Origin of the sequence: Mesobacillus harenae (genome assembly GCF_013343715.1) — a bacterium.
Taxonomy (GTDB): Bacteria; Bacillota; Bacilli; order Bacillales; family Cytobacillaceae; genus Mesobacillus_A; species Mesobacillus_A harenae.
This window is the reverse complement of the sequence record NZ_JABUNR010000003.1, coordinates 288,083-306,649: the sequence shown is the minus strand read 5'-3', so window position 1 is coordinate 306,649 and position 18,567 is coordinate 288,083. Positions and strand designations below refer to the sequence as shown.

General features: G+C 39.1%; 24 protein-coding genes. 5 read left to right on the top strand and 19 right to left on the bottom strand.

All coding sequences use genetic code 11. The annotated features are described in order from the left end of the window. Positions 1-166 precede the first annotated feature (166 nt). Positions 167-1,291, bottom strand: coding sequence for a GPR endopeptidase (gene gpr, locus HRJ06_RS05525; RefSeq protein WP_174730114.1), 1,125 nt, complete (start codon positions 1,289-1,291; stop codon positions 167-169). Between the two features lie 209 nt (positions 1,292-1,500). Here gpr and rpsT point away from each other — a divergent pair, with 209 nt between their 5' ends. Next, entirely contained in the window at positions 1,501-1,770 is a 270-nt protein-coding gene (rpsT, locus tag HRJ06_RS05520) for a 30S ribosomal protein S20 (RefSeq protein WP_174730111.1), read from the top strand. A gap of 129 nt (positions 1,771-1,899) precedes the next feature. Here the strand turns inward: rpsT and holA are convergent, their stop codons facing one another. Continuing rightward, a complete protein-coding gene (gene holA, locus HRJ06_RS05515; RefSeq protein WP_174730108.1) occupies positions 1,900-2,922 on the bottom strand; it encodes a DNA polymerase III subunit delta in 1,023 nt (340 codons plus the stop codon). Between the two features lie 304 nt (positions 2,923-3,226). On the opposite strand from holA, the gene HRJ06_RS05510 reads away from it, so the two are divergent. After that, positions 3,227-3,361, top strand: coding sequence for a YqzM family protein (locus HRJ06_RS05510; RefSeq protein ID WP_174730105.1), 135 nt, complete (start codon positions 3,227-3,229; stop codon positions 3,359-3,361). 113 nt (positions 3,362-3,474) lie between these two features. Here HRJ06_RS05510 and HRJ06_RS05505 read toward each other — a convergent pair whose 3' ends face one another. The 3 genes from HRJ06_RS05505 to HRJ06_RS05495 all read right to left on the bottom strand — a co-directional run bounded on the left by HRJ06_RS05505 (position 3,475) and on the right by HRJ06_RS05495 (position 7,050). Continuing rightward, a complete protein-coding gene (locus HRJ06_RS05505; protein ID WP_174730102.1) occupies positions 3,475-5,733 on the bottom strand; it encodes a DNA internalization-related competence protein ComEC/Rec2 in 2,259 nt (752 codons plus the stop codon). A 151-nt stretch (positions 5,734-5,884) separates the two neighbouring features. Then, on the bottom strand, positions 5,885-6,349 hold the full coding sequence (locus HRJ06_RS05500; protein ID WP_174730264.1) for a ComE operon protein 2: 465 nt from the start codon (positions 6,347-6,349) through the stop codon (positions 5,885-5,887). A 95-nt stretch (positions 6,350-6,444) separates the two neighbouring features. Further along, complete coding sequence (locus HRJ06_RS05495; RefSeq protein ID WP_174730099.1) at positions 6,445-7,050, bottom strand: helix-hairpin-helix domain-containing protein; 606 nt, start codon at positions 7,048-7,050, stop codon at positions 6,445-6,447. A gap of 85 nt (positions 7,051-7,135) precedes the next feature. Between HRJ06_RS05495 and comER the strand changes: the two genes are divergently transcribed. After that, a complete protein-coding gene (gene comER, locus HRJ06_RS05490) occupies positions 7,136-7,954 on the top strand; it encodes a late competence protein ComER (RefSeq protein WP_174730096.1) in 819 nt (272 codons plus the stop codon). Between the two features lie 95 nt (positions 7,955-8,049). Here comER and HRJ06_RS05485 read toward each other — a convergent pair whose 3' ends face one another. From HRJ06_RS05485 to HRJ06_RS05450, 8 genes are read right to left on the bottom strand one after another with little or no spacing between them, the layout of a single operon-like run. After that, the gene (locus HRJ06_RS05485; protein WP_174730093.1) at positions 8,050-8,805 is read right to left on the bottom strand and encodes a class I SAM-dependent DNA methyltransferase; all 756 of its coding nucleotides are present in this window, start codon (positions 8,803-8,805) and stop codon (positions 8,050-8,052) included. Further along, positions 8,805-9,158 carry a ribosome silencing factor gene (gene rsfS, locus HRJ06_RS05480; protein WP_174730089.1) on the bottom strand — a complete coding sequence of 118 codons (354 nt, stop codon included), beginning with the start codon at positions 9,156-9,158 and terminating at the stop codon, positions 8,805-8,807. Before rsfS ends, HRJ06_RS05485 begins: the two co-directional genes overlap by 1 nt. Positions 9,159-9,162: 4 nt before the next feature. Next, positions 9,163-9,729, bottom strand: a complete 567-nt coding sequence (gene yqeK / locus HRJ06_RS05475) for a bis(5'-nucleosyl)-tetraphosphatase (symmetrical) YqeK (RefSeq protein WP_174730086.1) — start codon at positions 9,727-9,729, stop codon at positions 9,163-9,165. Further along, on the bottom strand, positions 9,716-10,288 hold the full coding sequence (locus tag HRJ06_RS05470; protein WP_174730261.1) for a nicotinate-nucleotide adenylyltransferase: 573 nt from the start codon (positions 10,286-10,288) through the stop codon (positions 9,716-9,718). The genes yqeK and HRJ06_RS05470 overlap by 14 nt, the downstream gene beginning before the upstream one ends. A gap of 27 nt (positions 10,289-10,315) precedes the next feature. Beyond that, the gene (gene yhbY / locus HRJ06_RS05465) at positions 10,316-10,609 is read right to left on the bottom strand and encodes a ribosome assembly RNA-binding protein YhbY (RefSeq protein ID WP_174730083.1); all 294 of its coding nucleotides are present in this window, start codon (positions 10,607-10,609) and stop codon (positions 10,316-10,318) included. Then, positions 10,603-11,442: a shikimate dehydrogenase gene (aroE, locus tag HRJ06_RS05460; RefSeq protein ID WP_174730081.1), complete on the bottom strand. Its 840-nt coding sequence runs from the start codon at positions 11,440-11,442 to the stop codon at positions 10,603-10,605. The genes yhbY and aroE overlap by 7 nt, the downstream gene beginning before the upstream one ends. 27 nt (positions 11,443-11,469) lie before the next feature. Continuing rightward, positions 11,470-12,576: a ribosome biogenesis GTPase YqeH gene (gene yqeH, locus HRJ06_RS05455; protein WP_174730077.1), complete on the bottom strand. Its 1,107-nt coding sequence runs from the start codon at positions 12,574-12,576 to the stop codon at positions 11,470-11,472. Between the two features lie 3 nt (positions 12,577-12,579). Beyond that, positions 12,580-13,095 carry a YqeG family HAD IIIA-type phosphatase gene (locus HRJ06_RS05450; protein ID WP_174730074.1) on the bottom strand — a complete coding sequence of 172 codons (516 nt, stop codon included), beginning with the start codon at positions 13,093-13,095 and terminating at the stop codon, positions 12,580-12,582. Positions 13,096-13,534: 439 nt separating this feature from the next. Here HRJ06_RS05450 and HRJ06_RS05445 point away from each other — a divergent pair, with 439 nt between their 5' ends. After that, positions 13,535-13,675 (top strand): sporulation histidine kinase inhibitor Sda, encoded by a 141-nt coding sequence (locus tag HRJ06_RS05445; RefSeq protein WP_174730071.1) that lies wholly within the window; start codon positions 13,535-13,537, stop codon positions 13,673-13,675. Between the two features lie 90 nt (positions 13,676-13,765). Here the strand turns inward: HRJ06_RS05445 and HRJ06_RS05440 are convergent, their stop codons facing one another. The 4 genes from HRJ06_RS05440 to sigK form a co-directional block, all read right to left on the bottom strand. After that, positions 13,766-14,554, bottom strand: a complete 789-nt coding sequence (locus HRJ06_RS05440; RefSeq protein WP_174730258.1) for a phosphatidylserine decarboxylase — start codon at positions 14,552-14,554, stop codon at positions 13,766-13,768. A gap of 592 nt (positions 14,555-15,146) precedes the next feature. Further along, positions 15,147-15,302 carry a hypothetical protein gene (locus HRJ06_RS05435; RefSeq protein WP_174730069.1) on the bottom strand — a complete coding sequence of 52 codons (156 nt, stop codon included), beginning with the start codon at positions 15,300-15,302 and terminating at the stop codon, positions 15,147-15,149. A 172-nt stretch (positions 15,303-15,474) separates the two neighbouring features. Continuing rightward, on the bottom strand, positions 15,475-15,948 hold the full coding sequence (locus HRJ06_RS05430; protein WP_174730066.1) for a spore coat protein: 474 nt from the start codon (positions 15,946-15,948) through the stop codon (positions 15,475-15,477). A 135-nt stretch (positions 15,949-16,083) separates the two neighbouring features. Further along, positions 16,084-16,803, bottom strand: coding sequence for an RNA polymerase sporulation sigma factor SigK (gene sigK / locus HRJ06_RS05425; RefSeq protein ID WP_174730063.1), 720 nt, complete (start codon positions 16,801-16,803; stop codon positions 16,084-16,086). A gap of 213 nt (positions 16,804-17,016) precedes the next feature. Between sigK and HRJ06_RS05420 the strand changes: the two genes are divergently transcribed. After that, on the top strand, positions 17,017-17,184 hold the full coding sequence (locus HRJ06_RS05420; protein WP_174730060.1) for a hypothetical protein: 168 nt from the start codon (positions 17,017-17,019) through the stop codon (positions 17,182-17,184). Between the two features lie 452 nt (positions 17,185-17,636). Here HRJ06_RS05420 and HRJ06_RS05415 read toward each other — a convergent pair whose 3' ends face one another. Continuing rightward, the gene (locus HRJ06_RS05415; RefSeq protein ID WP_174730057.1) at positions 17,637-17,777 is read right to left on the bottom strand and encodes a YrzI family small protein; all 141 of its coding nucleotides are present in this window, start codon (positions 17,775-17,777) and stop codon (positions 17,637-17,639) included. 443 nt (positions 17,778-18,220) lie between these two features. Continuing rightward, positions 18,221-18,475 (bottom strand): YrhC family protein, encoded by a 255-nt coding sequence (locus HRJ06_RS05410; RefSeq protein WP_174730054.1) that lies wholly within the window; start codon positions 18,473-18,475, stop codon positions 18,221-18,223. Between the last annotated feature and the right edge of the window lie 92 nt (positions 18,476-18,567).

Genomic DNA, 18,567 nt, shown 5'->3' with positions numbered 1-18,567 from the left:
GATAGAGAAGATAGAACTGATTTTGTAAAGAAAGGTTCCTGGCAAATGCCCCCGCAAAATGCAGGCCACGGTATTGCCGCGGCCTGTTTCTGCTATTCGGGCAAAGATGTGCTGGGCGGTTAGCTCCAGGTTCGTGCTGCATCCAAATGGTTCTTTCCTTGGCTTTCTACCTGGTAGTAAACCCTGCATTATCCTGATTAATAGACTCGTGCAGCGCTGCATTTAGCCCGTTTGAAATTAGATTAGCCATATCCTCCATAAAAACATCTACTTCTTTTGGGGTAACCATTAAGTTATGGCCAAGTGGAGCAAGAACCTCATGAATCAGCTTGCGCTTTTCAACTTCTGGAAGCGTGCCAACAATGCCAAGAAAGGTTTTGCGGTGTTCTTCCCCTGGAAGGTCCTCATCAGAGAGTTTCTTCCTTCCACCAAATGTCATTCCTGCCGGCGTCAAAGCCCGGGATGGACGGTCACCTTCTTTTAACTCTTTTCCAAAATGCTTAAGGATAAAATCAATCGTATCACTTGTAATTGTCACTGCGTCAACAACCGTTGGAACTCCAATCGCAATAACAGGTACGCCCAGTGTTTCCTGACTGATTTCTTTTCGCTTATTCCCTACACCAGAACCAGGATGAATTCCTGTATCTGATATTTGGATCGATGCATTAACCCTTTCAATTGAGCGTGAGGCCAACGCATCGATTGCAATAACAAAATCCGGTTTGGTTTTTTCGGCAACACCAAAAATAATATCACTTGTTTCAATCCCTGTTAGACCCATCACTCCAGGAGTTAGTGCACTAACAGGGCGATAGCCGTCTTGTACTCTTTCTGGCTGAAGGGTAAATAGATGCTGGGTAACCAGAATATTTTCGCATACAAGCGGTCCCAAGGCGTCTGGAGTAACGTTCCAGTTGCCTAACCCTACGACTAAACAGGAGGCATTTTTCTTTATTCCTTTCTGCCTTAAAAACCGGGCAAACTCTGAAGCAAACACTTCTTCAACTTTTTGCTGGAGCTCGGTGTCCTGCTGCCTGATTCCGACAACCTCTATTGTTATGTATTGTCCCTGCTTTTTCCCAAGTTCCTTTTCACCCTCAGCTGTCACCTCGACCAGTGACACCTTTATGCCATTCTCTTCTTTTTCCTTTATTATGACTCCTTCAATATGGGAAGAGTCCTGTTGATCGTGAACTGTTGCATCCCTTTTTTGAAGAACCATCTCTCGTGCTTCCACAGCAAGGTCGGTACGTACTGAATATTTGCTTAAATCAATAGGTTCTTTCATTAAAAATCTTCCTTTCTATACAGACATCCTAATTCCTATCTTTTCCTGTATATAAAAAAACATTCACATTTTAGATTATCGATCAAATTGAGGGTATAGTATTGCATTATGGACGTGCGTTTGATAAAATATCTCTTGTTCTTATAAAAAGAAACGTAATGGAAAATCGAGTTCCATAAACTCTCGATCCTTTTTAGGAGGTGAACCAAATGCCAAATATTAAATCTGCTATCAAGCGTGTTAAAACAAGTGAAGCACATAAAGCCCACAACATTACAATCAAATCTAATATGCGTACTGCAGTTAAAAGAACTGAAGCTGCGATTGTAAACAATGACAGCGACCAAGCTGCTGAAACTTTTGTTGCAGCTGCAAGCAAGCTGGACAAAGCAGCCTCTAAAGGTCTTATCCATAAAAATGCTGCTGCCCGTAAAAAAGCTCGTTTAGCTAAAAGAATCAACTCTTTAAAAGCTGAATAATATTGCACACAGAAAAAACGACCAGTTGAAGGTCGTTTTTTTATGTGGCTAAGGATATAAGCTGCCAGGATTAGCTTTCAACCTCTAGCCATCCCGCACTTATCGGTGTTGGACAGTCGGCTCCGCTTTTCATCTCAAGGTTTTGAGTTTGAAGAGGAACAGTTCTATAAGCAATGTTTTGTTCATGCCGCCTGTTTTCATTTGAAAATCAGCGTCAGCTAACTGCTTTATTATCCCGGTTAGCTCCTGCTCAGAGAAATATTGGGCTTGGCCTGCGGCTAACTTCACTCTAAATGGGTGAACTTTGAGATATCCGGCCATTTGTTGTTGTCCATAACCGTTCCTTGCCATTTCCTTTACCTGGTAAATTAATCGAAACTGACCTGTAATAACGGCCAGAATTTTCAAGGGCTCTTCATTTTGCTTTAACAAGTCATAATAAATACGAAGAGCCTGTTCTATTTTGCGATTGACGATTTTATCGACCAGCGAGAAAATATTTTGCTCTAATGATCTTGCAACCAGTTTATCCACCATGTCCGAATGGATCCTTTTCTCCTGCTGTGCGTATAGAGCAAGCTTGTCCACCTCTCCTGTCAGCATAAAAAGATTGGTACCAGACAGCAAGAGCATCAGGTCAACCGCATCCTCATCAATTTGAACTCCATTTGAAGCCGCTCTGTCTCTTACCCAAACTTTAAGCTCCTGTTCTGATAATTTTTTCGCATCTAGAACTGAAGCGAGCCTCTTAAGCTCCTTTGTTAGCTTTTTCCGTTCATCTAATTTTTCATATGGAGCAACAAAAACAACAACTGAATATGGAGCCGGCTCCTTTAAATAGGCTTCCAGCTTAGTTAAATTATGTTCAGTTTTTCCTTTTGTTCTTTCTGCAGTGAGAAAGGACGGATTTCTTAGGATAATTAATCTTCTTTCTCCAACAAATGGAAAGGTCTCTGCATCTTCGAGAGCCACTTCAATTGGGGTTTCCTCAAGATCGTGTGTAGAAAGATTAAACTCCACTTCTTCTTCATTAAGTGCATGTTCGATAAGAAGCTGATATGTCTCATTTATAAGAAATGATTCCGTTCCATATAATAAATATAGAGGCTTAATTTGTTTAGTTTTGATTTGTTTCCAAATGTCTAGTCCCAATAGTCCTTCGCTCCGTTCGAATCAAGTTTTACCCTAACCATATCGTAAAGAAGCTTGGACATTTTGACAAGTTTTATTAGGGAATTGGCTTCTCACAACCAATTCCCTATTTATAGTAAACGCCGCCATTTAAGGCCTAGGATACTTAAATAACGACGGTACGCCTTGTATTGTAGTTATTATTGTCCCTTTGAACCGGAAAAGTATTTGTGACAACTCTTGTCAGTAAAGGAAAGCTTAAAAGGTACGCTGGATTTTTTCCTGAAATTAATTTATACTGTAATGGAAATAGGAGGGGTAGACTGTGAACCAATTTGAAAAAAACGTCCAAAGCAATCGTAACGACGCCATAGACTCTGGTGTTGGTTTCATCGTTTCTTTCGGATTCTTTGCAACCATGTTCGTAATTGCAACAGTCATTCAAGTAGTCGGAAGATAATCAGGCTACATAGCGAAAAAGGTGAGACTGCAGATCATGCAGTCTCTTTGCTTTTTTAGCAAGGTAAGTGTATGCAGCTGACATGTAGGAGTTAAGGAATTTGTTAATTTATACTATGGAATTTCCTTTGAAAACGTTCCTTTTTCTCCTCTAAAACTATAGGTAATTGCACCATTTTTATCAGTCCTGAATATTTTTATTCCTCTTCTTTCTAACCGTCCCAAAACCTCTTGGTGGGGATGACCGTAACGGTTTTTTTGGCCCGCCGATAATATTGCTCCTTCTGGCTTAAAATGATCTAATAGCTGTTCGGTCGTAGATGTTTTGCTGCCATGATGTCCTGCCTTTAAAATGTCGATATTGTATTCAGGGAAATTCTTAATAAGCTGGGATTCAGCTTCCAATTCAGCGTCACCTGTAAATAGCCATGTTAAGCCTCCAATGTCAGCCAGAAGTATAATTGACTGGTTATTCCCTCCTAAATCTTTCTCCCCTGGAGGGCCAAGCACCTTGAATTTTGCTTTTCCCGCCTTCCAACTAGGCCCCTCTGATATGCGGTGTGTCATAACACCATAGCTTTCCGCTAGTTTTAAAAGCCTTTCCTCTGTTATTGAAACTGATTTTGATGCAGGTAAAATCAATTCCTTTATCTTTATTTCGGTAAAAAGGGCCTGTGCTCCGCCGATGTGATCTAGATCGCCATGCGTAAGAATTAATTTATCAATGGAACGCACTCCTTCACTTTTAAGATAAGGAACTAAAATATCCTTTCCTACCTCAAATTTGTCACTTTTTCGCTTCCACGCTTCCTGCTCAAATACCATATTCCCTCCTGTATCAATCAGAAATATCCCTTGATTGTAAGGAAGCTTAATTAGAATGCTGTCACCTTGACCCACATCAATAAAGACTACTTTGCCATAGGGTGAATAGGTAGCAGGAACGACAAGGACAAATAAAAATACAGCTAATATAATAACAGTTCTATTCACAGTTTGAATTTTTGGGTTTTCAAAATACATCAACATAATCGGATGAACGATAACTAAGAAAAGGAGCAGTTGAAAACTGGGCCTTCCGGTGATAAAAGCAGCCCCTGGAAGGCTGGCTAATTTTACAGAAAGTCCATTTGCAGCTTGGGTAATCAGTGAGAAAACTTCTACAAAGAAAACTAACTCCATCGGTAACAGCAAGTGAACAATAAACAAAAGGAGGCAAACGGGAAGAATGATGAAGGAGTAAAGAGGGACAAAAATACAATTAGCTAAAATGGAAATCAAGGAAATTTCATAAAAGTGATACATAAGAATAGGGAGGCTGGCCAATTGAGCAAGCAGAGAAACCAAGACCATACGAATAAAATAGGATTGTTTTCTCATCACTGGCTTTGCGGATATAATTAATGTAAAACTAACCCTAAAAGACAGTTGGAAACCAACATCATAAATAATATAAGGATTTATGAGCAGATAAGCCAGCAGGCTAAAAGAAATTGCACTTAGTGGGGACAATGTAAGGTGAAAACGCTTCGCCGCTAAAATAATCATGATCATACTAGCAGCCCTGTTGACAGGCGGGGACAACCCTGTTAAAACAGCATAAATTGGAAGGAGCACCAAGAGTAATTCTAGTGTTCTTTCTCTAGTCAACCCAATTCTCAGCAAAAAGAAATATAGCATACCTGACAGCAGTCCAACATGCAGACCAGAGATTGCTAATAGATGGATAACTCCTGCTTTTTGATAAGAAAGAATAGTATCTGGGTCAATCATACTGCGATCACCGAAAACTAACGCAATGGATATCGCGGCAGCTTCAGCTGGATAATGATTTTCAAGATAGCTGATTCCTTTTAACCTTATCTTTTTTATTCGATTTATAAGGTTTGAATTTCCTGGCCCGCATTCCAGACTGCTGCTTTCAAAAATCCAAAACGCTCCTTTAGTAAAAAGGTAATTTTTATAATCAAAAGCATTCGGGTTTCTTGCAGCTGGTGGCAACGTAAGCCTTCCATTTACTTTACAAACAGCCCCCGGGGTAATCTCCTCTTTCAACAGTATTTTTTTTTCGTTAGTTTTAATTCGGTATGTTATTGCGAGCTTCTCCTGTGATCCAACAATAGTCCCTAGTGCTGAAAACGAATCGCCATCTACTTTAACCCCATTATTTAAAGAAACGAAAAAACTTTTTTCCTGTCCTGTTAATGAAGTGCTATTTGAGTCAGCTGTTATTACTCCATTGATATAAAAGCCGCTAAAACAGGATAGGAATATTAGAAGTGATCGGTTAGAAGTATCCTTAGATAAAAACAAACCTAGGCAAATTAAGGCTGCTGCTGCCAAGGATGGAAACATACTTTCCAGAGCAGCCATTACACCTAACACTGAAAATAAGCTAGCAAAAAATAAAATGTTACCTATGGTTAACACCTGACTTTTCGGTGCCGTTATACTATTCCCCGTTTTAAAGGGCCTTTGCTGTCCACTTAAACACCAACAGGATTATTAGACAGCATCTATAAACTTAAGCTTTATCCCGATTCAAGCTTCCGATCTGGAGGCCTAAGCTTTCCACTTGTTCGACTTGGACATTGGCCATTTTGAATAGCTCTATTGCATACGGGTGATTTTTATAATCGGCAGCATAATAGACTGCTTTAATTCCTGCTTGGATAATTGCTTTGCAGCACTGAAGACACGGAAAATGAGTTACATATAACTCTGCCCCACCAGTCTGAACTCCGAATTTAGCACATTGCAAGAGCGCGTTCATTTCAGCGTGGACGGTTCTGACACAATGGTTATCAATTACATAGCAGCCGCTGTCGATACAATGATCCCCTCCAGCGATCGATCCATTATATCCGCCAGCAATGATTCGCTTGTCTCTTACAATCGTAGCCCCTACCTCTAGTCTGGTGCATGTGCTTCTCAAAGCAAGCAATTGGCTTTGAGCCATAAAATATTGATCCCAAGATATTCTTTCCATTTTTGCTCTCCCCTTCTGGCGGTATTCAGTAAGTGTAATTCTTTCTATTAGTTTAAAGGTTCGAAGAGCAGTACGCAATTTCATTTTTCCCTCTCTTACTGAACGGTTATATGTTCCTGCAGTTTTTCGAAAGTTTTATCCCCAATACCCGTTATTTCCATCAGTTCCTCAATATTCTTAAAAGATCCATTTGTTTCTCGGTATTCAATAATTGCAGCTGATTTGGAAGGACCAATTCCAGGCAGTGTTTCTAACTCACTGGCGTTCGCTTTATTCAAATTAACTTTACCCTGTTTACTCCCTGAGTCTGCCAGCTCTCCCGCAGGATTCTCCTCGCCGACCCGAGGTATATAAATAATCATTTCATCAGTGATTCTTACGGCAAAATTTATTCCTGATACCTCTGCATCCTCTGTAACCCCTCCCGCTGCCGTGATTAAATCCACTACCCGTTCTCCTTCTTTCATTTCGTAGACTCCTGGCTTTACTACTGCTCCTTTAATATCAGCCATAATAATAAGCTGTTCATCCGCAAGAGATTTGTCTTCGCTTCCGCCGTCAACTTCTTCAACGGGGTCCCATGCAGCTTCGTCGCTCATGTCCGCGGGAAAGATTACCGAAAACAGAAAATAGCCTGCCATCAGTACGGCTGACACACTAATTAAAACTTGCAGTCTATGCTCTTTTATTTTTTCAATCATAAGAATCGACCTTTCTTCAGGTATATTTAGATCTTTTAATACATAAAGTTTTAAGAGGAATTCAGGTACGAAGGAGGGAAGGGACTTGAAAATCGGGATTATTGGCACAGGAAATATGGGGAGAATACTGACTGAGGCAATGCTTGATGGGAATGCCGTTTCCCCTTCTTCACTAACAGTCACCAACCGAACTCTTGGAAAAGCATATGAGTTGCAGAAATCCTATCAAGAGATCCATGTTGGAGATACTAGGGAAACGGTCGAAACATCTGATGCCATATTTATCTGCGTGAAACCACATGATGTGTATACAGTTATAAAAGACATTCAGCCCTACTTAAGCAAAGACAAATGTCTTATCTCCATAACTAGTCCAATCAATACTAGCCAAATTGAAAGTGTAGCCAATTGCTCAGTTGCGCGGATTATTCCAAGCATTACAAACAGGGCACTGGCAGGAGTATCATTAATGACATTTGGAGAAAACTGTTCCAAACAGTGGAGAGATCGGTTGTGGAGTCTTTTTGAAAAGATTTCTGTCCCGCTGGAGATAAATGAAGATGTTACAAGGGTATCATCTGATATTGTCAGCTGCGGCCCTGCTTTTTTCAGCTATTTGGCTCAACGTTTCGTTGCAGCGGCGGTTAAGGAAACTAGAATTGATCTGGAGACAGCAACTGAATTAACAAGTGAAATGCTGATTGGATTAGGGGAGCTGCTTAGTAAAAAACATTACACATTGCCAGCCTTACAAGAAAAGGTATGCGTAAAAGGCGGTATAACAGGCGAGGGGATTAAGGTTTTAGAACAGGAGCTTGGTGATGTATTCGAGCACTTATTTCAGGCTACCCACCTGAAATTCGAAGAAGATCTCTCAAATACAAGAGCACACTTTTCTCAGTAGATATTTCTGCATGAGCAATAGAAATTCCTTCTTAAATAAAAAAAAAAGAAAGCATTTTCGCTTTCTTTTTTTTGCTTTGCTCTTATACTCATATTTTATTTAGCTTTACTCTTTCTGGCCGTAATAAATATTCTTTCAGAGTCAGGTTCCGGAACTTTCGATTCAAAATCTGCAGAAATCTCCAATACCTTGAAGCCAGCCTGTTCAAGCCAATTCGAATATCTTTCAACAGAGAAAGTTCTTTGAAAATGGAGCTCATCAATCCTGCTATATTTTCCCGTTGAGCTATCTAAAGCGAAAAACGACAAGTCATGTTCTACACTGTCAGGTTCCACACCTGGAAAGCAGTCCCATATATAGGAAATATTTTCATCCTTCATGGTAAACGTTTCATCCATAAAAATATGATTCATTTTATAAAGTGAATGGACATCAAAGATAAAAAGGCCATCGTCTCGCAAATGACGAAAAACACCATTAAATGTAGAGACAATGTCTGACTCCTTTTCAAGGTAATTGAGTGAATCGCAGAATATCCCAATAATATCGTGTTCGTCAAATCCTTCAAGCTCTGCCATATTTTGTTGGAAGTATTGAACTGACAAATTATGATCGGCAGTTTTTGACTGTGCTATTGCTAGCATGTCTCCTGAAAGATCGATACCAGTTACATCAAACCCTGCCTGGGCAAAGCGGATCGATAACTCTCCCGTTCCACAGGCGAGATCCATCAGGCGTCCACCAGTAATTTGATAGGTTTCTAACTGTTTCATTACAAGACTGACCCAATCATCATAAGGAATATCCTGCATTAATGTATCATAAAGATTGGCAAAGCCGCCGTAGCTCATTATTGAAGCTCACCTTGAATATCCTCATGAGGAGCATCTCCCCAAAGGCGTTCAAGATTATAATAACCCCGCTCTTCCCTGTGGAAAACATGAGCCACAACATCTCCTAAATCAATAAGAACCCATCGCGCCTCTTCAAAACCTTCCATTCGTTTCACATGATAGCCTTTTTCTTCGGCTTTATCTTTTATTTCCCTAGCAATTGCCTGTACTTGTTTATCAGAACCTCCATGGCAAATAAGAAAATAATCAGCTACAAGGGAGATTCCTTTCATGTTTAACACAATAATATCTTCCGCTTTTTTATCGTCTGCAGCAGTTACCGCAGCCGTCAATATATTTCGCTCGCTCATGCAATCAATCCTCCATGTTATTAACAAGATCATTATAGGTTTTAAATGTATCCGGGTATACCGGCTGGTTTCTATTCATTAAAAATTGGATCGTATTTTTAACCGATTGTATTAATGCAGAATGCAAATCAGTTTCAGCCAGTTTCCTCACTTCGTCAACACCAGGGAAACGCCTTCCAGGTTCAATATAATCTGCCAGGTAAATAACCTTTTCCAGCTGAGTCATCCCTGGGCGCCCCGATGTATGAAACCGGATTGCTTGCAGTGTCTCGTTATCTGTTAGCCCCGCCTCTGTTTTAACAAGGTAAGCGCCAACAGGAGCGTGCCACAGTTCACTATTATATTGAAGTAAATCCACAGGCATTTCTTGTTCTAAAATAATCTTCCGCATTTCCTCTTTTGGACGAAATTTGGCATAATCATGAAAAATGGCTGCTAATTCTGCTTTTTGCGGATCGGCTCCGAATCTTTCAGCCAGATCAATAGCTGTTTTCATAACACCAAGAGTGTGCTCATAGCGATGTTCAGTCAATTGTTTTTTTACTAGCCGTAAAGCTTCATTGCGTTCCATATAAGCCTTTCTCCTCAATATAATTTCTAACTTCCTCTGGCAAAAGGTATCTGATCGGATTCCCCTCTGAAACTCGATCCCTGATCATGCTTGATGATACTTCCATCATTGGTGTTTGTACATAATGAATATCAAAGTCACTTTTAGTCGTGTAAGCAGGTCTGTCAACCCCAATAAACTCAATTAATTCCAATAATTGTTCTATTTTATACCACTTGGGCAAATATTCAATCATGTCAGCACCTATAATAAAATAAAACTTATGCTCCGGATACCTGCCCTTGAGAATTTTTATTGTATCATACGTATAGGAGGCACCTTTGCGCTCTAGCTCAGTTGTTATCAATTTAAAGTCCGGATTCGTTTCCAGTGCCCGGTTAAGCATTTCAATCCTGTCATCATTGCTGACATCTAAAGCTTTTTGTTTATGGGGAGGTTCCTGATTAGGCATAAACCAGATCTCATCAAGCTGAAAAGCATGCAGCACCTCATTGGCAATTAATAAATGACCATAATGAGGAGGATTAAATGTTCCGCCAAGCACTCCGATTTTTTTCACCATAAGGCAGCCCCTCCTTCTTTAAATTTACTGAGGCAGCTGGATCTCTTTATTTTCTTTAGATTCCTTGTACAAGATAATCGTGCTTCCAATTAATTGGACTAACTCTGCGCCTGTCCCACTGGTAAGACTCTCAGCTACTTCATCACGATCGTCATCATTATTTTGCAGCACACTGATCTTTATCAGTTCCCTAGCTTCGAGAGCCTCAGATATTTGTTTAATCATATTATCATTTACGCCGCCTTTTCCAACCTGAAATATTGGATTCAAGTGATGGGCCTTTGCACGTAAAAACTTTTTTTGTTTACCCTTTAACATGTAGGTCCTCCTAGCCTTTTTTGGACTGTTTCCTTCATTATTTCTGTATCTGGAAAGATCCCCGTCCACTTTTCGAAAGCTAAAGCCCCTTGGCATACAAACATGTTAATGCCATTTTGGACTGAAGCCCCCTTTTCTTTAGCTTCCCTCAAAAAACTTGTTTCAAGCGGATTGTATATAATATCGCTGACAAAAGCGGTCTCTGAAACATTCCTTGCGGAAAAAGGTTTATGGTCAATATTAGGAGACATTCCTATAGAGGTGGTTTGAATTACTAAATCGTACCTCTGTAATTCCTTTTCCGCCTCTGAAAAGTCTACTATGTTTGTTTCAACAGAAATTGGACATTCTTTGACAAGAATTTCTGCCCTTCCGGAAGTCCTGTTGCATATGTCAATTTGAGTTATCCCTGCTTCTGCCATAGAAAAGTATATAGCGCGTGCTGCTCCTCCGGCCCCGATAATTAGAGCTCGTTTTTTCTTCAAATCAGAAACCTGGGTTCCAACCCCTTTGACAAACCCCAGACCGTCTGTATTATATCCGGCCAGCTTTCCATTTTCATTGACGACTGTGTTAACAGCACCAATGGCTTCAGCCAGTGGGTCAATTCTGTCAAGAAATTTGATAATTTCTGTTTTATGAGGAATTGTCACATTAAAACCTGCTGCCCCAATAGCCCTGAAACCTCTAATTGCATCTGCTAAATTGGTTTCCTTCACTTCAAGAGGAACATAGGCAGCATCTATTCTATATAATTGGAACAACTGATTATGCATTTCAGGTGACATCGAATGTTTAATCGGATCCCCAATGACTCCATATAATTTTTTCACTAGATCCTCTCCTTTTAAACCAACCGATTAAATCAAAGACTTTCTAAGAAGAACATGGACGCCTTTTGGAACGTACGCAGCAATCTTAGCGCCTGGTTCATTGATCGTCACCCAACCAAGCCCTGAAAACACGACATCCGTTTTTGCTTCTTTGATCGTATATTCATGCCTGATTAGCTCTGGAAATGATTCAACTTGCTCGACACGGGGAGGAGTCAGTAACTCACCGGCATGGTTTTCATAAAGCGTATCTGCGTTCTCCAATTTAGTGCGGTGTATCGTCAGTTCATTTGAAAGATAGCATGCAAAGGATCTTCGCCCTCCACTTATATAATCAAAACGGGCTAGTCCTCCAAAGAACAGAGTTTGTCCTTCATTTAACTGATAAACTTTCGGTTTGATTTCCTTTTTGGGTGTAATGATTTTCAAGTCCCGCTTATCAATAAAATGGGCCATTTGATGATGGTTAATAATTCCCGGTGTATCAATAAGTGCTTTTCCATCTGAAAGAGGAATCTCAATAATATCAAGCGTGGTACCTGGAAAGTGAGATGTAGTAATGATATCTCCTTCCCCTGTAACCTCCTTGATAATTCGGTTAATAAAAGTAGATTTACCGACATTTGTACAGCCTACTACATAGACATTCTTTCCATCACGGTATTCATCAATTAAAGCCGCTGCTTCTGCGATAAAATGTCCTTTAGCGGCACTAACTAAAAACACCTCTTCTGGTCTTAATCCAAGCTCTTTTGCCTCCTGCTGCATCCAATTTTTTAATCTATTAGGGTTAACAGATTTGGGAAGAAGATCTACCTTATTTCCTATCAAAAGTACCTTATTCTTCCCCGTAAATCGGTGCAAGCCCGGCAGCCAGCTTCCATTAAAATCAAAGATATCAACAATTTTTACAATTAACGCATCTTTTTGACCGATTTCATTGAGAATTTTTAAAAAATCATCATCCGTCAAATCAACGTCCTGAACTTCATTATAATGTTTTAATCGGAAACAGCGTTGACATACCACTACTTCCTTTTCCAAAGAGGATGGAGGTGCATAACCAACAGCTTCCTTCTCTTCGGTCTGGATTTTTACTCCACATCCTGTGCATGCAAATTCTTGGTCATCCAAAGCTTAGTCCTCCCAATTCAACTTTCCTTGTTTACGGAACCAGTTCAAAATCCTTCGTTCAGCCATACGATTAAATCTTGTAAAAAAGCCATCTGTTTGAGCTACGGGGATAACAAGGATTGTATGGAATCCGCTCCGATTACCGCCAAGGACATCTGTTAAAAGCTGGTCTCCAATAACAACCGTTTCCTCTTTCCGTAGGCCCATCTGTTTAAGCGCCTTTCGAAAGGCACGGCCCATCGGTTTTCTAGCCTGAAAAATAAACGGAATGTGAAGCGGATCTGAAAATGCTCTTACCCGTCTTTCATTATTATTAGAAACGATCGTTACCAGGATCTCATTCTTCCTCATGTCATCAAACCACTCAATTAGTTTGGGTGTCGCATTTGGACGATCCCACTCAACTAAAGTATTATCGAGATCGGTTATGATCCCCTTTATTCCTTTTGCTTTTAAGCTTTCCGGCTTAATATCAAAAATACTTTTAACATGCTGGTCAGGCAAAAATTTATTTAGCAATATTTTTACACCTCATTAACTGATTTAACGTTAACATCATAACCAATTTTATCCGTTCTTTCAAAACAAACCTGTTTAATTCTCCGATTTCAAAGATATTCTCTATTATTATTTCTAGTCATTCTTCTAAAATACACTCCACCATCTGTTATAAAATTCACACGTTTAAAAAGCTGATTTTTCTTAAAACTTTTCGACAAATTTCTAGCACCTCTTGCTTGTGGATAACTTTATGCACATTATACACCTTGTCTAATCTATTATTGTACTAGTTATAAACAAAATAGTCACAGGTTATCCACTATCACCTGTGGATAACAGAACGGTTGTTCGTTTCATGTAATTCTGCTAAAGTAAGGGTACAACAATATGACTTACCAGTATATGTATAGATATTAAGGTTAGAACGATTAATTTTACATTGGAGGTGCATGACTGAATGCGTAAATTATCGGATGAACTGCTAATTGAATCGTACTATAAGGCAAGAGAACTTAATCTTAGCTTAGAGTTTATACGTTTAATTGAAACTGAAATTCACCGGCGGTCATTATCTCAGCAAATCAAAGTTTCATCTTAAAAAAACATAGCCCATTGGGCTTTTTTTTGTTCCATGCCTCCGCCGAGAAAAGTGAAAAGCGCAGGCTTCTTCCTGCGCTTACACTATCTGCTATTTAGTCGAAAAATGTCCCAGAACGTCTCCAACAGTTATTTCTACTGGAACTTCCAGTCCGCGCTTTAAGCTAAAGGTATCCTTCTCAAACAATAAAACAACAGTAGAACCAAAAGTGAAATATGCCATTTCACTCCCTTTTACAAGGCGGTCCCCTTCATGGGTTGTTTCAATTGAGTTTACAAACATTGCACCAACCTTCACAATAGCCATCCTGCCAAATTCATGCTCGACTTCAGTTATGGTTCGGAAATTCTTAGCTAAGGTTCTGTTTCCATACTTAAGGCCCATTTTGTTTACCGGGTAAGATTTGCTTCCCAATGACCTTTGGGAGAATACCTTTCCTGTGACCGGACTGTGAATCCTATGATAATGGCTGGGGCTTAAATACAAAACCATATAGGTCCCCTTATCGTACTTGTCGGCCGCTTCAATTCCACCAAGCATTTCTTCAATTGAATAAACTTTTCCCTTTACAGTAACTCTATATTCAGGCTCAATTTGGCCTATATCTTCGATGACTGCATCAACAGGACTAAGGACAGTCTCTGCCTGTTTGTCATCCCCTGGGCGAACGCCTGGTTTCAGCTTTCTAATAAAAAAGTCATGCAAGGTTGGATAATCTTGAATAGGTTTTTCCATTTCTGCCTGATTGATTTTATATATTTTCGCAAAGGACGGGACCAACAACCTGCTGTATTTAGAAGTTGCAAACCTTTGCAACAATACAGAAGACCATTTCCCATTTGTCAGTTCGATTAGAGTTCGATAAACTATGCGTTGAATCAAGGACTTCCCTCCGTAATATAACATTGTGCCAAAGACAAAGAGTCTATTCTCCAGTAAAATGATTCATTATGCTTTTTTTAATCATAAGCCTCGTAATCAGGCCATAATAGATTCCACGAGTGATATTATAACATTCCTAGTCTGTAATGTACTATTAGAATTCTTTATCTCCCTCAAAAGAAAAAAATTTCAAAGTAGGCAATATTATTTTTTCACATAGGGTTAACGCTAAAGATAACAAACAGTCATGGGTTTCCGCTTCCATATGCTGGCTTTTCGCGGGAAGGACAGTGTTGTCACCACTCATACAAAAACAACAATTTTTTAGAAATAATCAACTAAAAGAAGCTTTGCCGCCAGAAGATGGTCTTATTCCTCAAGAATATACCTCAGGGTTCCTGTGAGTATTTATCAAAGATTCCGGTTGATTTACCAATATTTCCTTTCAAGGCGGTATGTAATTAAAAAAGCGGTTTGTAGCTTGACCATCAGATAAAGATACATCTTCTCAATTCTTGATATTTCCATATAACCATCTCTATTTTGGTCAACAAAACTAAAAAGGCCTATGCTTTAAGCACAAGCCCATTCAGTAGGATCTAAAATACCACCAGCCTCCAAAAATCAATACTATGATAAGCAGGACAATAAATAAAGCGTACCATGGCCCGCTGCTTGCCGGAACTGGTGCTGGTGCTGGGTAGGCTGCAGGCCATGTATACGGATAATAATATCCGTAAGACATATCTCTACCTCCTTCGCTCCTTTTTTATATTTTATGTAAATTAGCCCTTCAGTGTCTGGGCTTTTAGCTGCATTCTGTTTTGATTACAGCTCAGTTGTCTGTGTCAGCAGGCTTCCTGTTATGATAATTTAAACTGTACTTCCCTTGTAACTCGGGAAGTACAGCTTTTTTGTTAACCTTTTAATGCCTTTTGAGCAATTTTTAAATCATTCATCAATAGCTGATTTATATCATAAGACGGATACAATCCCCTGTTATACATGAAAGTATATACTCTAGCATGCCAGTCTACTGCTGAGTTCAGCTGCTTTTTCAGAACCGCTCTAAGTGCAGGGGTTGCTGTTTCTGTAATAGCAATTGCATAATTCCTTACTGCAGTCTTAGCCACTGCCAGTAGGTCCCCTGCGAAAAATGCTGTATCTGCTCGCTGTCCGCCATCGAAACCTGGTGCTGCAGGGTAAAACTTGAGCAATTCTCGTAAGTTATTTTCCAACGCTTGAATGGAAAACGTATATAATGAGTGAAGATCAGGGTCTTGAATTTCACCAAGGCTTTTTTTCAGCTTCATTAATACAAATGATTGAAACGCAACTAACTCATGAAGTTCTAAGGTTTCGTGCCACGCTAAAGTCTTTTTATTTGCCATCTCCATACCTCCGTGGTTGTTTTAACACAATTTTACTTTATTCCTCGGACTCTCCACGGGTGCATGGCTTATAAAGAATGGAAACAAGTTGCTTCTAAATCTTAATTAAAAACGGAAAGCGTAAACTGTCTTTCCTTAGTTTTGTTTTTTCTTTTTTTCTTTTTCCGCCCTATAAAACTCATGGAACATTTTCATTAAGGCACGTTTTTCTATTCGTGAAACATAACTTCTGGATATACCTAATTCTTTAGCAATCTCACGCTGTGTTTTTTCTTTCTGAAGGTCGAGTCCAAATCGGCCGATAATTACTTCTTTTTCCCTTTTGTCTAAAACATCAATATATTCTTTTATTTTTTCCAGCTCCATACTTAACTGGATCGTATCAATAACATCTTCAGACTCCGACTTCAAAACATCAATTAACGATATTTCATTCCCTTCTTTGTCCTGTCCAATTGGGTCATGAAGAGAAACATCCTTCTTTGTTTTCTTGAGAGCTCTTAAATGCATAAGAATCTCGTTCTCAATGCATCTTGCCGCATAGGTCGCCAGCTTGGTGCCCTTACCCTCCGAATAGCTTTCAATGGCTTTAATTAAACCAATCGTCCCAATAGAGATTAAATCTTCTGAATCCTCACCCGTATTTTCAAACTTTTTAACTATATGGGCGACAAGGCGAAGATTATGCTCTATCAGCATGTTACGTGCATGGCCATCACCTTCAGCCATTAAACGGAGATATTTCCTTTCGTCAGCAGCTGATAATGGCTGAGGGAAGGCATTGTTCTTCACATAAGAGACAAGAAAAATAATCTCTTTTACTAAGTAACCGAGTGCCGTAAGAATTCCAGACATGATTAACACCCCCGCTTATTAGGACTATTGCCTATTATTAATTCCTATGAGCAGAAAACGATGTTCGTGTCTGTCCTGATCTAATTATATTTAGAAAAATATTTCCAGTTTCCAAGGGGTTCCATTAATGGCCTCTTTTCATTTAGAAGCTATGGACAGCTAAAATGACATCGGGTAGAATAATAGCCATATGAATTCTATGGGGTTGTTTTTATGGATTATGAAAAGATAATATTAGGCTTGATTTTTCTCATTGTTTTCTTGAACCTGCTTGCCGAAACAATTTTTGAAGGATTCTCTCTAAAAAGTTTCGGTTTGTTTCTAGCTGTTGCTGCACTAATTACCTTGTTGTGGTTCCGGCCTAAAAACAGACGCAGATAAGCTTAGCTTTACTGCTGAAGATCGCAGTTGACCCGATAGTGTATAACAAAATAAGAGCATGGGACCCAACAAACAATGGCCCATGCTCTTTTTGTTTTAATTTAATTTTCCACACTGACTTCAGCAGCAATAATACAGCCAATCGCTCCACAAACCACGAATCCCATTACAATCGCAAACATGATTTCACACCCCTTTTAAAAGGCAATATTTGATTTAAATTTATCACAATTACAAAGTAAATATGATTAAGGATGTGAACATTGTGTTAACGGTTATGATCTGAACTTCTGGCTTTCGTTTTAAAAATAACCGTGAGCAGTAAGACATGAAGTGACATTCTATTTCCTCCTAGGTGGTATCCTTCTCCACCCATAAGCAAGCTTGTCGTGTAAGCATTAAAACAATCATTGTTCCAACCACCTTTCATAAGTATTTTTTGCTTTCACAGATTAAAACGGACGATATAAAGAAAACTGACGATCCTTATTCTTTTCGTGTATTTCGTTTACCATTTGCTCATGCACAGCTTCTTCTGCTGACATTTTACGTTTCTTAATTGTTACTGTAAAAAATAATATATTTAAAGTCATCCCATTTCACCTCCTTCAATTTACCCACAAAAAAGCCGCAGGAATTCCTGCGGCTAAAAATAGGCATAAAAATGCCGCAGGAGACGATTCTTCCTGCGGCATGGATAATATAATTTAGAATGTCTAAATAATCCAGTCCTTATCGGTCGAATACGTACATTTGTTATATTTAATTTCGATTGCAATTCCAAATGTGTTTGTGATCATATCATTCGACCTCCTTTTTCCAAATTATCTTACAGTGGTAATTATATCCACTTTTTCCAATTTTGTAAATGATTTTTACCATTTTTTTCTGCTGGATATACATTTGTAATTTTCAGTTAATACTCCACGGTTAACTTGCACAATTTTTTTAACTAGCTATGAAATTCACTTTTCGAACATGCATTCACATTCCATCGTGAAAACTATATAAAAAAAAACGCCCTGGTAATGGACGTTTACTTTTTCATCAAGTATTCTTCGCCGTCTTCCATATCAGCGAGCTTTTTGCGTAAAACTTTAGATTGAAAGAAAAAATAGATTGAACCAGTAATAAACACAGTTGATGCACCTATAGAAATATAGACATCCGACATCACTTGGAAAGTTGACGGGATGATAACACCTATATAGAAAAATACAGCCACAGCTAATAATACGGTTGCATAATTTTTAAAGTCTATCATTTTTTCATAAGTGTGCTTCGCTTCCATTAATTATCACCTGCGCTTTTCTTAAAAACTACAAGACTACTTTACCACAACAAAGATGGTAAAGCCGAATGTAATTTTTGGGAGGCTGGTTA